The sequence below is a fragment of the Pseudomonas sp. RIT-To-2 genome (assembly GCF_029623465.1).
Lineage (GTDB): Bacteria > Pseudomonadota > Gammaproteobacteria > Pseudomonadales > Pseudomonadaceae > Aquipseudomonas > Aquipseudomonas silvicola.
In genome coordinates this window covers 1-14,195 of record NZ_JAPYKM010000020.1, presented here as the reverse complement: position 1 = coordinate 14,195, position 14,195 = coordinate 1, and the positions used below count along the sequence as shown (strand labels likewise).

Annotated in this window: 16 protein-coding genes; 5 read left to right on the top strand and 11 right to left on the bottom strand. The window is 63.6% G+C overall.

Annotated elements, in window-relative coordinates; translation table 11 throughout:
* Nucleotides 1–115 precede the first annotated feature (115 nt).
* The 3 genes from QBK88_RS18235 to QBK88_RS18225 form a co-directional block, all read right to left on the bottom strand.
* Entirely contained in the window at nt 116–1,000 is an 885-nt protein-coding gene (locus QBK88_RS18235) for a transporter (protein ID WP_277963117.1), read from the bottom strand.
* Between the two features lie 73 nt (nt 1,001–1,073).
* Nucleotides 1,074–2,102, bottom strand: coding sequence for a phenylacetaldoxime dehydratase family protein (locus QBK88_RS18230; RefSeq protein ID WP_277963116.1), 1,029 nt, complete (start codon nt 2,100–2,102; stop codon nt 1,074–1,076).
* A 1-nt stretch (nt 2,103) separates the two neighbouring features.
* Nucleotides 2,104–3,114 carry a nitrilase gene (locus tag QBK88_RS18225; protein ID WP_277963115.1) on the bottom strand — a complete coding sequence of 337 codons (1,011 nt, stop codon included), beginning with the start codon at nt 3,112–3,114 and terminating at the stop codon, nt 2,104–2,106.
* Between the two features lie 165 nt (nt 3,115–3,279).
* Between QBK88_RS18225 and QBK88_RS18220 the strand changes: the two genes are divergently transcribed.
* The 3 genes from QBK88_RS18220 (at nt 3,280) to QBK88_RS18210 (ending at nt 5,636) form a co-directional block, all read left to right on the top strand.
* Nucleotides 3,280–4,227 (top strand): AraC-like ligand-binding domain-containing protein, encoded by a 948-nt coding sequence (locus tag QBK88_RS18220; protein ID WP_268140974.1) that lies wholly within the window; start codon nt 3,280–3,282, stop codon nt 4,225–4,227.
* A 121-nt stretch (nt 4,228–4,348) separates the two neighbouring features.
* Entirely contained in the window at nt 4,349–5,308 is a 960-nt protein-coding gene (locus QBK88_RS18215; protein WP_277963114.1) for a hypothetical protein, read from the top strand.
* 109 nt (nt 5,309–5,417) lie between these two features.
* Nucleotides 5,418–5,636, top strand: a complete 219-nt coding sequence (locus tag QBK88_RS18210; protein WP_277963113.1) for a DUF7661 family protein — start codon at nt 5,418–5,420, stop codon at nt 5,634–5,636.
* 68 nt (nt 5,637–5,704) lie between these two features.
* Here QBK88_RS18210 and QBK88_RS18205 read toward each other — a convergent pair whose 3' ends face one another.
* The 8 genes from QBK88_RS18205 to QBK88_RS18170 all read right to left on the bottom strand — a co-directional run bounded on the left by QBK88_RS18205 (nt 5,705) and on the right by QBK88_RS18170 (nt 12,421).
* Nucleotides 5,705–6,502 (bottom strand): SDR family oxidoreductase, encoded by a 798-nt coding sequence (locus tag QBK88_RS18205; RefSeq protein ID WP_277963112.1) that lies wholly within the window; start codon nt 6,500–6,502, stop codon nt 5,705–5,707.
* A 90-nt stretch (nt 6,503–6,592) separates the two neighbouring features.
* Nucleotides 6,593–7,900: a hypothetical protein gene (locus QBK88_RS18200; RefSeq protein ID WP_277963111.1), complete on the bottom strand. Its 1,308-nt coding sequence runs from the start codon at nt 7,898–7,900 to the stop codon at nt 6,593–6,595.
* Nucleotides 7,901–7,969: 69 nt separating this feature from the next.
* Complete coding sequence (locus QBK88_RS18195) at nt 7,970–8,725, bottom strand: hypothetical protein (RefSeq protein ID WP_277963110.1); 756 nt, start codon at nt 8,723–8,725, stop codon at nt 7,970–7,972.
* 35 nt (nt 8,726–8,760) lie between these two features.
* Nucleotides 8,761–9,444 carry a C39 family peptidase gene (locus QBK88_RS18190; RefSeq protein ID WP_268140989.1) on the bottom strand — a complete coding sequence of 228 codons (684 nt, stop codon included), beginning with the start codon at nt 9,442–9,444 and terminating at the stop codon, nt 8,761–8,763.
* A 68-nt stretch (nt 9,445–9,512) separates the two neighbouring features.
* A complete protein-coding gene (locus tag QBK88_RS18185) occupies nt 9,513–10,523 on the bottom strand; it encodes a heme utilization protein (RefSeq protein ID WP_277963109.1) in 1,011 nt (336 codons plus the stop codon).
* A gap of 50 nt (nt 10,524–10,573) precedes the next feature.
* Complete coding sequence (locus QBK88_RS18180; RefSeq protein ID WP_277963108.1) at nt 10,574–11,152, bottom strand: adhesin; 579 nt, start codon at nt 11,150–11,152, stop codon at nt 10,574–10,576.
* 1 nt (nt 11,153) lies between these two features.
* Nucleotides 11,154–11,594 (bottom strand): hypothetical protein, encoded by a 441-nt coding sequence (locus QBK88_RS18175; protein WP_277963107.1) that lies wholly within the window; start codon nt 11,592–11,594, stop codon nt 11,154–11,156.
* A 281-nt stretch (nt 11,595–11,875) separates the two neighbouring features.
* Nucleotides 11,876–12,421, bottom strand: a complete 546-nt coding sequence (locus tag QBK88_RS18170; RefSeq protein ID WP_277963106.1) for an AAA family ATPase — start codon at nt 12,419–12,421, stop codon at nt 11,876–11,878.
* A gap of 336 nt (nt 12,422–12,757) precedes the next feature.
* Here QBK88_RS18170 and QBK88_RS18165 point away from each other — a divergent pair, with 336 nt between their 5' ends.
* Both QBK88_RS18165 and QBK88_RS18160 read left to right on the top strand, forming a co-directional pair.
* Nucleotides 12,758–13,588: an undecaprenyl-diphosphate phosphatase gene (locus tag QBK88_RS18165; protein WP_277963105.1), complete on the top strand. Its 831-nt coding sequence runs from the start codon at nt 12,758–12,760 to the stop codon at nt 13,586–13,588.
* Nucleotides 13,575–13,994, top strand: a complete 420-nt coding sequence (locus tag QBK88_RS18160) for a DUF1294 domain-containing protein (RefSeq protein WP_277963104.1) — start codon at nt 13,575–13,577, stop codon at nt 13,992–13,994. The genes QBK88_RS18165 and QBK88_RS18160 overlap by 14 nt, the downstream gene beginning before the upstream one ends.
* The last annotated feature ends 201 nt before the right edge of the window (nt 13,995–14,195 follow it).

The following is a 14,195-nucleotide window of genomic DNA, read 5'->3' as shown; positions in this document are numbered from 1 at the left end:
AGGTCTACCGCGTGCGCTGCCGACGCGGCCAGGTCCGCTGCTATGCGGACTTGGGCTGCTTCCAGAACGCCGCGCAGCATCAGGCGGCCGCGTGCGCCGTCGACATGGGGGAGAGCTAGAACAATTTGGCCAACCGCAGGTTCAGGCGGGCCTTTTCCTTGAAGCCTTGCTCTACCTCAAGGTCTCGCCCGGCTTCGACTTGCATCTGCAGCGACGCGGTGAGCATATGGGTAACCATCACCCGGGCATAGGTGGTGTCGGTGGTGTCATCCTGGTCCACCCCGGCTACCGACGTCTTGCCACCCTGTACCCGTCCGCCCCCCGCTGCCACCTGGGTAGTGGGCGAGAGGTTGTAGCGCAGGTAGGCCTGGTACTCGTAGCGGGCCTGCTGCTTCAACGTCATGCCGCCGCTGGTGTAGTCGTGGTTGGGCCCGAACCAGGACACGTCCGCCGCGGTGTCCAGTGCCCACTGTGCATTGAAGTGGTGAATGTAAGCGCCCTGCAGCAACAAGCGCCAACGGTTCTCACCCAGGTTCAGGGCATCATCGCGGTCGTAGCTGCCGGTGGGCACATAGACGTAGGGCGCCAGCGACACAATGTCCTTGTTCGCAGTGTTCAGCCGCCACTTCACCGGCGCGCCCAGTATCAGGTCGCCGGTGCCGGTGGTCTGGCCTAGCGCGCTGGCGTCGCCACTGCCATGAAGGTGGCCGTACGGCAGAATGGCTTGCGGTTCGACCACCAGGTCGTCGGCCAGGCCAATGGAGTGGATGTAGCGCAGCAGGCTGACATCGGTCTTGAGTCGGAAGTTATCCGAGACCTTGTGGCCCTGCTGATAGTAATCGCTGTTGTCGGCGTGCTGAACGTACAGCAGCAGTGCACTGGCACCCACGGGCAATGGCTCGTAGTCGCCGGCGGTGATTTCCAGGGCCTGGGCGCTGCTGGCGCCGCAGGCCAGGGCCAGCAGGCCCAGGTGACGGGGGGCACGGGTGAACAGGTACATGGTCGAACTCCAGGCGTGGCGAGGCCTGCGCTGGCCGGGCCAGCGCAACCGAGTAGATGAATGAGCGGTGCGGTCAGCGCGAGAGCAGGCCGCTGCCGGGGTGGCAATTGACGTATTCGAAAAACTGCGCGCTGGCCGGTATGACCGCCACTTCGTGATACAGCCGCAACTGAATCTGGAAGTTGAGGGTTTGCACGTAGCTCATGAACCCGCCGAAGATCGCCACATGCGTGGGGTGGGTCTTGGCCCAGCGTTCCAGGTGGGCGAGATCATCGAACCAGGCCAGGCCGAAGCTTTTATCGATGGGCAGCCCGCTGCGATCCACCGCCTGCATGAACCGGCAACTCAGGCAGCCGATGTCGCCGCCCTGGTCACGCAGGAAGGTCATGCCGGTTTCCAGCACCGGGCGCACGTCATTCAAATACAGCCGACGCTCCTCGCCACGGGTGTCGCTCCAGTCCTGGCCGGAGCGGATCAGGCACAGGTTGTCACGGCCTGGCAGGCGTACCCGCTTGCCGTGGGGCGGGGGCCGGCTGGCCGGCGCACGCCCCGGTAGCGGATCGACCTGGGCAATGGGCAGGCGATCGCGGGCGCTACCCCAGTAGCCATGTTCCAGAATCGGCGCGCTGACGTGGCTGGCCAGGTGGCCGATGCCTTCGGCGCGGTCCGGGGATGAAAACACCGTCTCGAAGCGCTCGGCGGTAGGGCACACCACTTCCATGAACCAGCCCAATGGACCGCGCTCGCGGGCTTCGTGTTGCCACCAGGCGGTAAACCCGCAGGTCTGCTGCCACCGGGCGAAGGCCTGCACGTCAGCCCAGTAGGCGATGGCGATGCCGGTGTGAAAACCCTCGGCATCCACGCATTCGGCGCCATCCCAGAACAGCGGGCCGTCGGCCATGGAAAACCGCTCGGTGATGGGCGCCAGGTCGCTGAGGGCAATGCCGTCGCGGCCTTGCACGCCGAAACAGGCCATCACCACCTGACCGGTCAGGGGGCTGAAGCGCGATGACCAGGCCGGGAAAGGCGGTTGGTAGTGGGCCGGTGTCGCTGCCGGGCACTGGCGTTGCTGACGCAGGTGGTCGGGGATCGCCGATTCCATCTCAGGCCTCCTGCGCGCCGCTGGGGGTGTCGGTACCCGGCTCCAGGCTCTCGAAGCTGGGGGCGCAGAAGTCGACCACGCACGGGTTGGCCGCGCGGTTGAGCATCAGCCGGGTGACGTCTGGGCGCGAGTAGTGCCCGGCCGGGTCGGCGGCCACCTTGGCATAGATCAGCGCCGCAGGGTCCAGGGTGGCATACAGCAGGCCTTCTTCATTCTCTGCCAGCGGCGTGGCCAGTTCGCTGCCATCGGGGCCGAAGATCCGCGCATGGCCGCCACCGGCCTGCAGCAGATGGCGCTTGGCGTCGGTGTCGCACAGCAACTCGATCATCTGCGGTGACACCAGGGCACAGGGGGCGATCACGAAGCACTGGCCTTCGGCGGCGTACACCCGCGATGCAGCGATGTTCACCTCCGGGCCCAGGGCTGCCGTGGCATGGCGGTACAGGCTGAAGCTCGGCCAGGCGCCCACGTGAATCTGCTCGTTCTGGGCGTACAGGGCGTATTTGGACAGCGGTTGCAGGTGCTCCCAGCAGCACAGGGCCCCCAGGGTGCCCAGCGTGGTGTCGAAGGTGCGCAGCGAACTGCCATCGCTCTCGCCGAACAGGGTGCGTTCTACATGGGTGGCCTTGAGCTTGCGGCGTACCCCCACAGTCTGCCCCTGGTCGTCGATGATCCACTGGCCGATGTACAAGCTGGCCTTGGCCCGTTCGCTGTAGCCCAGAACCACATGGATGCCGTGTTCGCGGGCCGCGTCGCTGATGCGCCGGGCCTCGGTGCTGTCGAGCACCAGCGATTGCTCATGGTAGCGGTGTACCAACGGCAGGTACGCGGCCGGTGCGTCGAGCCACAGGAACCACGGGTAGCCCGGAATCCAGGTTTCCGGAAAGGCGATCAACTCGGCACCCGCGGCGGCGGCCTGGGCTATCAGGTCAATGGTCTTGTCGACCGTCGCGTGCAGGTCCAGGAACACAGGGGCAGCTTGCACACAGGCGACTTTTATCGGTTTTTGCATGGTGAGGCTCTCGGCTTTTCGGTTGAGCACAGCCTAGGGCCGCTCGGTAGCGGGGCAGTAGGACCCACGGGAACTGAAAATTGACTGCCCCGGCACAAGGGGGGCAGGCGGAGCAGGAATTGCATCAAAAACGCCCGTATCGAGGTTGATCGAGGGTTGTTGACCATGAGTATCCAGTTCACGACTGACAGCGTGGCGCCGCGGGAGCGCTTGGCCTACTGGCAGGAAGTGGTGTGCGATACCTTCGTGCCACTGGAGTGCCGGCTCGGTTCCCCCGAGGGGTTCGAAGGCCATTTGCAGGCGGCGCGCCTGGGCGAGTTGGCGTTGGTCGATGTGCGTGCCCAGGCGCAGACCGTGGTGCGAGACCGCCGGGCCATCGCCCATGGCGATGCCGAGTACGTGCTGCTCGGCTTTGCCCGTGAAGGCCGGGCAGGGGTGGAGCAGGAGGGGCGCGAGGCATGCCTGGAGGTGGGCGACTTCGCTATCTACGACACGCGCCGGCCTTACCGGCTGCACTTCGATGGGGCATTTCGCCAGACCGTGGTGCAGATCCCTCGCGCCAGCTTGCAGCGGCGTCTGGGTAACCTTGAGTACCTGACGGCACGGGCGATGTCACGAAATAACCCATTGGAGCGCCTGGTGGCCGACTTCCTGCTGGGCCTGGGTGCCCTGGAAGACCAATTGCCGGCTGCCCAGCAGGTGTGTCTGGGCGAACAGGGCCTGGACCTGCTGGCCATGGCCCTGTTTCAGCGTGGCCAGGGGCAAGGCACGCTGGCCGGCAGTGCGCGCTGCACGGCGTTGCTGTTGCGCATCAAGGATTACGTGAAGGCCCACCTGGGCGACCAGGACTTGAGCGTGGCGGGGGTGAGTGCTTGCTTTGGCGTCACGCCGCGCTACGTCAACCGCCTGTTTCAGCAAGAGCAGACATCCTTTGGCCGTTACCTGCTGCTCAGCCGCCTGCAACGCTGCGCCCGTGATCTACGCGACCCAGCACTGGCGGCCCGGCAGATCAGTGAAATCGCCTACCGCTGGGGGTTTGTCGACATGGCGCATTTCAGCCGGGCGTTCCGCGCCCGCTTCGAGACAACGCCCCGTGAGTACCGCCGCGGTTGAGGAGTGCCGCGTGCGCGGGCCGCGTTTTGGGAAACTTTCCGGGCGTTGAGGGGGTCAAGCCTTGCATCGGCCCGGGCTTTTGCTGCGTTTCCCATGCCCGGCGCAACCAGAGGCTGACTGCATGACTTCGACCCCTGCGCTCAACACCGTGACCGGCCACGCCGGCCTGATCGCCATCGACAAGATCGGCAACAAGGTGCTGTTCCTCGACCCCATCACCTACCGGCCGCTGCGCGCCCTCGACGGCTTCACCCCGCGAGTCCATGAACTGGCCATTTCCCCCGACCGACGCTTGGCCTACGTGCCCATCTACGGCGACGGCAAGCATGGCGACAACCCGCACCCAGGCCATGAACTGGCGGTGATCGACCTGCACGCCCGCCGCCATGTCCGGACCCTCAGCGTTGCCCCGTTCAAGGCGCCGCATTGCCTGCGGTGGGGGCCCCAGGGCCAGCTCTACTGCCTGTGCGAGAACAGCGGCGTGGTATTGGAAATGGACGCCGAGAGCGGGCGTATCCTGCACGCCATCGAAACCGGCTCCAGCAACGCCCATCGCATGGAGTTGCTGCCCGACGGTTCCAAGCTCTATACCGAAAACGAGGAAGATGCGTTCGTTTCGGTGATCGACTTGCGGGCGCGTCGCCGAATCAAGGACATCGAACTGGCAGGGCCACTGGACGGTATCGGCCTGTCACCGAGTGGCGACACCCTGGTGCTGGTGTCCGATGCCCTGCCGCAGCTGTTTGTCGTCGATACCCGCACCGACCAGGTCACCCGCACCATCGACCTGCAGGGCTACCGCAAACCCGCGCAGATCGCACGCTACAGCCCCGATGGCCGCTACCTGGTGGTGACCAGTCACGAAGAGCCGCTGGCCACGGTGTTGCCTGCCAGTCTCGATGCCCAGCAGCCGGTCCATTTGCAAAAAGGGCCGATGGACATGGCCTTCCACGAAGATGGCCGCACGGTACTGATCGCCAACCATGATGCCGGGTCCATCAGCGTGGTGGACCTGGCCTCGGGGCAGGTGGTGCGGACCCTTGCGTGTGGCAAGGGCGTGGAGACGTTATCGTTCTACTGAGGGGCAGGGCATTAAGTTAGAGCAAACCAGCATTGGCCCGGGGGTGTAGTGTCTGGGTACTCTGCGAGCAAGATTCTTTTCCACGAAACCAGGCCCAGGGAGGCACGCCATGATGATCTACGACGTATTCGGCACATTGCTGGGGGTGCGCAAGTCCGGCGAACACTGGCAGGTATTCCGCGTTGATACCGGCGAGGGCAAGCACTCGCGGATGCATGAGGTGGTCATCCCCGACTTCGTCACCGAAGGCGAGATCGCCGGTTGGCTGGATGATATTTACCACGAATCCGCGCGCGGGGCTCACCGGGAGGTGAAGCGATTGCAATAGCTGGCCGTCACTGGCACCGCGGCGCCTGCTTCGCGAAACGGCGCCGGAGGGCCGGCGCGCTGGATGGGTTACTGCTGCACGGCCTGCACCGAACCACCGTCGACGCGAACATTGCTGCCGTTGACGAATGACGCGCGTTCGGACACCAGCAAGGCGATGACAGCCGCGACTTCCTCGGCTTTGCCGCGACGTTTCTGGACGATGCCGGGGCGTTCTTCTTCAAGGAAACTGGCGACGGCTTCGTCGAACGACAGGCCGTTTTCCTTCGCGCGCTTTTCCATCATCTGGTCGGTCATGCCGCTGGCAATGAAGGCAGGCGCCACGGTGTTGCACAGTACACCGTGTTCGGCTTCCTTGTACGACAGGTTCTTGACGAATGCCGCCAGCGCCGCCTTGGCGACGTTATAGACCGCCTCGTCGTAATACGGTTGCACGGCATTCTCCGAGGTGATGCACACGAATCGCCCCCAGCCGCGCGGGCGCATACGGGGGATGGTGGCGCGGGCCACGCGCACCGAAGAGAAGAAGTCGGTTTTCCAGGCCTCTTCATAGTCCGCATCGGTGAGCTCCAGCGGGTCGCCCTTGGCGCCGGTCACGCCGCTGGTGTGTACCACGATGTCGACCTTGCCGAAGCGTTCTTCACCCTTGGCCACGATCTCGTTCACCTGGCGCTGGTCGGTCGTGTCAGCTGCCACCAGCAGGTACTCCCCCGGCAAGTCGACGAACGCCGCTTGCAGGGCTTCTTGCTTGAGGTCGCTGAGTACCAGCAATACCCCTTCTTCACTCAAGAGTTTGGCGGTGGCCTGGCCGATACCGCCAGCGGCCCCGGTGATCAGCGCGACGCGCCCTTTGATGCCCAGATCCATGAAAACCTCGCCTCATAAACGAACGGGCCCCGCGCCCGGTCTCTGTCATGGGACCGGGTGCGAGGCCTGTCGACTCAACTTTTCGACAGGTCAGAAGTAGTAGGGGAATTTCAGGCTGAAGGTGAAGTCGGGGGCATCGTCGGTCATGCCGATGGACAGGTTGGGCACGATGGTCAGCGAGTCGCTGGCGGCGATGGTCATGCCGATGTTGAAGTAGCCGGCGTTGGCGTCGCTGGCCGGCACGCCCTGCCAGTCGCCGCCGTCCTGCTTGATCTTGCTGCGGCGCTGGATGAGGTCGGTCAGCGAGAAGGACATGCTCATCTTCTCGTTGAGGGCGAAGGCCACGCCGGCGCCGATCTGGAAGCTGTCGCCCAGATCGACCTTGCCGCCAACCGAACTACCCACGTTGGGGTCGATGTCGTCGAAACTGTTCACGAAGTTGTGGGTGTAGGCGAAGCTGCCGAACAGCACCGCCGGGTCGAAGCTCTTGATCAGCGAAATACCGGGGGTGATGGACCACACGCCGTTACCGGTGGGCAGGGTTTCAGGCACGGCCAGGTTGTCGTTGGTGCTCGAACGAATCAGCTTGATGCCGTAGGGGTCCTTGCCGGTAGGGGCTTTGACGCGCAGGCTGACCACCGCGTCAGGCCGGTAGGGGCCTTCGTCCATGAACTTGTAGGCCACGCCGGCGTTGATGTCGCCGATGGTCGGGTCGCGGCTCACCGACTCCTGGGAGATTTTCGTGCTGTCGCCGCCCACGCCACCGGACTGATATTCCGAATCCCGATAGATGACCGGCACGTTCAGGTCGAACTGCCAGCGGTTGTTGATGTTGTAGCGGCCGGTGACATCCAGGGTCCAGGTGTCGGCCTTGATGCGGTCGACGTTGAGGTCGCCGAGGAAAATCGAGTCCAGCGCCAGGAAACCGTTGAGTACCAGTTGGCGGGTGTCGTAGTGCGAATAGGTGATGCCGGTCTCCAGGCTGAACTTGCCGCCACCAAAGAACCCGGTGTTCTCGTCATACAGGTTGTTGACGCTCTGCGCCGGGGCCTGGTCGTCCTTGAGCGATTGCCCGTAGGAAGCCCCGCCCGCCGCGCCCCCGCTGGCCTGGGCAGCGCTGGTGCCTGGGGCACCGGTGGCCACGGTCTGGGCCTTGCTGGGTTCGGCCGGGGATTTGCTCAGGCGTTTGGGCGGCGGGGCGGCGGGGGCTTCTTCGACCTGCCGGACCCGTTGTTCCAATACCATCAGGGCCTGTTGCTGTTGATCGTAACGTTGCTTGAGTTGCGCCAGTTCCTGTTTCAGCTCCTCGACCTGGGGGTCGGGGGCGGCCTGCAGAAGCGTCGCTGGAAGTAGCGCGCTCAAGCAGACCACAGCGTTGAACGAAAGCGATCGTTGCATGGTGAGCCGTCCCTTGTGACTGCATTTATTTTGAGACGAAGCGTAGTCCAGTTTTTCAGGCAACGTGGTTCAGTACCCCATGTTACGCAGGCCCTTGAGCTGGCTGAGGCCAGCGTCGATCGAGCCGGAGCCCGGCAACTTGTTGCCCAGCACCACATTCAGTTGGGTCAGGTTGCTGACCTGGTTGGTGCTGCCGGTCAATGCCGTCAGTTGCGACAGCCCGCCCTGGCCCAGGGACTGCAGGGTCGAACCCTGGTTGTTGTTGGCCTGGATCGACAGCTGCACACCATTGCCGTTGCTGGCCACGGTCATGCTGCCCGCGCCATTGCTGCCGGTGATGGAACTGCCGGGGGCCAGCACCTGGCCCTGCGGTGCGCTGACAGCAGGCGCCTGGTTGGCCTGGGTGACGCTGAGGTCGACGTTGTTGTAGGCGCTGTTGTTGTCGCCCGCGGCGCGCACCGACTGGGTGACGCCCTGGGTGGCATTCAGGCCGGCGCCGCCTGTGATCACGCCCTGGCCGGGGTTCTGCGCCAGGTTGGCGGTGCCGGTGCCTTTTTCGTTGACCATCTGCACGTAGAATTGCGGTTTGATCGTGGTGGCCTGCACTTGCAGGTTGGCGTGTGCGCCAATGATGTCGCCATTGGCGTTCTGCCAGGTGGTGGACATGACGACGCCGAAGCTGATGATGCGCCCGGGCATCACGAAGCGGCCGCGCAATGTCGAAAGTTCGGAGTCCTTGACCTCTATCGGTTGGAATGCCGGGCTGGCGTGCGCCGGCACACTGGCTGCCAGGCACAGGGCCAACAGCCATTGCTGAGTATTCATGGGGTGCTCCTGGGGCTTCGTGCCCCTTTTTTTATTTAGAAAAAATCACTCTGGATGAAGCCGAAGTCCATGAGATCTGCGTCTTGCACGGGCTTGAACTGATCCAGCTGGCCCTTGGCGGTCAATGGCAGCGGCGGTGCGAGCAGGACATTGGTCTTGTCGTAACCCTGGCCAATGACGGCGAAAATGATGCCGTTCCAGCCTTTTTCGAAGTCCTGGCGGGTGTAACGCTTGTGCCCTAGCACAGGGTCACCCACATAGACCCAGTCGCGCTGCACACGCTGCATCACGACGAAATGCTTGTAGCCTCGGATGTCCATCAGTACCACCACCGGAATGGTGATCTTGTCCAGGCTGTCGGCGGGTATCCGGTAGCCACGGGCCCGCATGCCGATGCTTTCCACGTACTTCTTCATGTCCAGCATCGAGAAGCCCTGCACCTTGACGGTGTCCTGGTCGGAATGGGCGAGCATGCCTTCTATGACGGTCTTTTCATCGACGTCCAGCCAATAGGCCTGGCGCAGTACCGTCGCCAGCGCGGCGGCGCCGCAACTGAAATCGGTTTTCTGTTCGACCAGGTCGGAAAAGTGCCGCTCACGCATGCTTTGCACTGGCTTGTAGATGACCGAGCCACCCGGCAACGCGGGCACGGACATGTGGGCGCCCCACGCGGGGCCAGCCAACAGCAGCAATAACGGGAGGAGGGCAGGAATGCGCATGGTCGAGTCGCCTTGCTGGGTCGTGCTGAAAAAGAGCCCCCTTGCGGAGGCTCTCAAGACTGTCCGGATTACATGCAGGCTTTGCAACCGGCAGCAATGGACAGGGAGTTGCTTTGTTGGTTGCCGATACCCGCGGACACGTTGGCACCGACGTTACCCGACACGTTGTTGAGCGAGTTGGAGACCGAGGCGCTGTTGTTCACAGGGTTGGCCCAGCCAGTAGGGGTCAGCACTTGATACGACGCTACACCGTTGAGCTCGACACTGCCGCTTTCCTTGAAGGCCAGCGGTTGGGTAGGGTCTTGATGCCCACCGTTGTTGCCACCGCGGTTGTCCTGGCCGCCCCAGCCAGGCTGGCCACCGTGGGAGTCACCGCCGCCAACGGTGCCGGTACCGGTGCCTTTGTAGGAACCGGTGGCGTGGAAGGTGGCGTACAGGGTGTCTTTGCTGTAGGTGCGGTCGGCCACGTTGCCCACGGTATTGCCGGTGGAGGTCTGGTCGGCCGAGGCGCTGGCGCCGGCTACGCGGCCGCCGGACACGGCAATGGCCAGGTTGTTTTTCTGTTGGTTGTAGTCGCCAGAGGTGACGTTGATGCCAATGTTGCCCGAGCTGCCGTTGGCGGTGCCGGTCAGGCTGGTCTTGGCGCTGGTGGAGTAGTTGGCCACGGTGTTGCTGGTGTTGGACTGGGTGGCCGTGGTTTGCGCATAGGCGCTGCCGAAGATGAAGCTTTCGTCGGCAGTGGCGATCGCGGCGGCGTTGTCTTGTTGGTTGGCGTCACCGCCAGCCACGTTCACGCCCAGGTTGCCGTTGGAGTTGGCGGCCGACGAGTCGATAGTGGCCGAGTTCTTGGTGCCTTGGTTGACCACGGCGTTGCCGGAGCTGTGCTGAGCGTCCGACACCACTGCGGCGGCGCCGGCGGTGAGCTGAATTTGAAGCATGGGATCGGGTTGCTGTTGATGTCCACCATGGTGAGGGTCACCGTGACCGCCCTGGTTGCGATCGTCGGCCGCGTGAGCGGCGACAGCCATGACGGCAGCGAGGGCGAATACAAGCGGCTTGAGTGCCATTGCAGGTTTCATGGTGTTTCTCCGTGCTTATTTTAGTTAAGTGTTGTTTCTATTTAGGAGGGTCAATCAGCGACCCTTACGCTCAGGGTGTTGCCCATGCGGTTCCCCACCCCGGCGCTCTGGTTCAGCTGGATCAGCCCACGGCTACCGGTGAAGGCCTGGTCATCGGTGTTGACCTGGCGGTTGCCGAGCGGGGAGCCTGCTGAGTCGGAGCCTTTTGCCAGCGCCACGTTCTGTTGGGACAGGGCGCTGTCGTCAATGCTGAGCGGCTGAGCACTGGTGGTCAGACGCATGGCATTGGCTTGTTGGTTGGTGGCCCCGGCGGACTGGTTGATGCCCAGTGCGCCGCTACCGTTGGTGAATGAGTTGCCCTGGATCGAGGCCCGCGCGTTCATGGCCGCGTTGCCCGCGGCGCTGGACACTTGCCTGATCTGGGTGGTGGCGCTGACCTGGCCGCCGCTGGCGATGGCGCGTGCGTTGGCCTGCTGTTGCAGGTCGCCGGAGGCCTGGTTGATGTTCAGGTTGCCGACATAGCCTTGGCCGGTACTGTCCATGACAGCGGTGTTGACCACCGGCACGTTGCTGTCGGCAAACGCGTTGCAACTGGTCAGCAGGGCAAGGGCGAGCAGGGCGCGCTTCATGTCATTGGCCCCCGCTGAGCATGCGCAGGGGGGCCAGCCCTTGGGTCAGGGCCGAGTTGACGGTGTTTGAAATACCGTTGCCCGAGCCGCCACCGTGGCCGGCGGCCATGCCGGGCAATGGGGCGCTGGCGGTGCTGTTGAGGCCGCGCAGGTTGCCGTCAGGCATGAGCAGATGGGTGATGCTGTTGCCGCTGCTGATGCTGGCGATATCGCCGTCGCTCAGCTCGGTGTTGACGGCCCCTGTGACCACCTTCGACACGTTGGTATTGACGGTCAGGGGATTGGGGTCTGGGCGCATGGTGGGGTGGTAGGCCACGCGTGGCTGCACCTGACGCTGAAGCACAATGGTGCCATCGCCAGCGGCCTGGGCAGTCAGGCTGTAGCAGCACCCCATCAGCAGCAGGCAAGCAATGCCTGTATGAGTTGTCCCGTTCATGGCCATCCCTCTTGTTGTTTTCGCCGGCCTTGTTGGCGTTGCGAGAGAGAGAGCAGGGGGTGTGCCAGTTTTTACAGAGCCATGTGAATCAAAGGCTTAACACCGCTGACGCGTTGTGGCCGGCAGCGGGTGTAACGGCGGTGAGACAGTGGGGCGCAAGGATTGCCGATGAACAGTGGCCAGTGGCCGGCCGACAACGCTGGCCCAGGCTGTAACGCTGGGTTAACAGTGCCGCTCACGGCCCGCACAGGCCTGCACGGTCGAGGGTTTGAGCGCGCCAGGGTGTTTCAGGAATGGACACTTGGCTCGGTATTGTCCAGCAAAGCCTGAACGTGTTCGACCGCAGCGGTGCAGCGGCAGGACCAGTCTGCGTGCAGTATTTCCGTTTTTTTGCCGTGGGCCTGTAACCAGTCCAGGCCCTGCCGGAAGAATGCCTGGCGGTCGGCCATTTCCGGTTGGCAGCGCTGGCCGTCCCCCAGCCAGGGCATGCCTTCGGGCGACAGCAGCAGGTGCAGGTCGTAATGGCGCTCCAGCAGGGCTTTCTCGATCCAGGCCGGGCAGTCGCCGAACAGGGTGCGGCTCCACAGCATGTTGCTCAACAGGTGGGTGTCCAGCAGCAGCAATGGCCGGCCCTCGGCCCGCGCCGCGTCCTCCCAGGCCAGTTGGCCCTGGGCAATCGGGGTTATGTCGGCCCAGGACGTGTCGCGGCCCTGGCTATCGATGAAATGGCGCACGTATTCGCCCACCACTCGGCCGCCGAAATGGTTGTGCAGGGCGTGTGTCAGCGCGCTTTTGCCGCTGGATTCGGGTCCGGTCAGTACCACGACTTTCATCGTTGCGCAGTCGTCGGGGGGAGGGCGGTGGGGAACATTATTGGATTCCGTGGGACAAACGAGGCGATTGTAACTGGCCGCCAAGCTACCGGTCGCTTTCGCATGCAGGGTGATACACGAAAACCGCTGTTTTCATCGTTTTGTCAGAGGGTACTGTCAGGCTGTTCTGATAGCATTTCGCCGCCCTGCTGATCAATTCGTTTCGAATCGTTGATTTCACAAAGTTTTCACGGTTTGCAACCGATCTTTGGCGCGCCTTGCTGTGATCGTGGTGAACACGACTATAAAGAAAACCAGGAGCCTGCCCATGAGCAGTGCTCCACTTGGGGGAATTTGATGGATGTTTGGACCGCCTTTCAGGCACTGATTCTGGGGATTGTCGAGGGGCTCACGGAGTTCCTGCCCATTTCCAGCACCGGCCACCAGATTATCGTGGCCGATTTGCTCGATTTCGGCGGCGAGCGGGCGATGGCGTTCAACATCATTATCCAGTTGGGGGCGATCCTGGCGGTGGTGTGGGAGTTTCGCCGCAAGATACTTGAAATTGTCACCGGCTTGCCGACGCGGCCTCAGGCGCGGCGCTTCACGGCCAACCTGCTGATCGCCTTCCTGCCTGCAGTGGTACTGGGGGTGATTTTCGCCGACCTGATTCATCAGTACCTGTTCAACCCTGTCACCGTGGCCGTGGCCCTGGTGGCAGGCGGTATCGTCATGCTCTGGGCCGAGGAGCGCGAGCATGTGGTGCGTATCGAACATGTGGATGACATGCGCTGGCCCGACGCGCTGAAGATCGGTTTTGCCCAGTGCCTGGCGATGATCCCCGGCACTTCGCGTTCCGGTTCCACCATCATTGGTGGCCTGGTGTTCGGCCTGTCGCGCAAGGCCGCCACCGAGTTCTCGTTTTTCCTGGCGATGCCAACCATGGTGGGCGCGGCGGTGTACTCGGGTTTCAAGTACCGGCACCTGTTCCAGGCCAGCGACCTGCCAGTGTTCGCCCTGGGCTTCGTCACCGCGTTCGTGTTCGCCATGATCGCCGTCAAGGGCCTGCTGAAATTCATCGCCAACCACACCTACGATCTGTTCGCGTGGTACCGCATCGGGTTCGGCATGCTGATCCTGGCCACCTGGTGGTTCGGCTGGATCGACTGGGACCATGTCCAGCCGTAACGCAGGCGCCGCGAAGGCGTCGACGGCACCGCGCGGGCCCGGGGTACGCTACCTCAAGCTGAAACTGGCGGTGTGGTTGCTGTTATGCGCCTTGCCGATGGCGGGCGTGGTCATGCAGTTCATGCGGGGCGGTCGCCCGGTGGTGTTGCTGGTGTACCTGGGCCTCAGCCTGGTCGCGGCAGGGCTGTACTGGCGCGACAAGCACCAGGCCCGCACGGATGGCCGGCGCACGCCGGAAAAGGTGTTGCACCTGGTGGAACTGTTGGGTGGCTGGCCCGGGGCGCTGGTGGCTCAGCAGGTGTTTCGGCACAAGACCCGCAAGGTCAGCTACCAGGTGGTGTTCTGGTTGATCGTACTGGTGCATCAGGGGGTGTGGGCCTACCTCTTCACCCGGCACGCGTTGTAGGTAAGCCCGCTGCACCGCGTCGCCTGCTTCCCGAGCTGGCGCCCGGTCCCACACGGGTGGTTGAGGCTACGAGGTTCACCGGTAGGACCGGGCGAAGCTCGGGAAGGGCACGCTGTGGCCTGCCAGCCATACCGCGTCGCCTGCTTCCCGAGCTGGCGCCCGGTCCCACACGGGTGGTTGAGGCTACGAGGTTCACCGGTA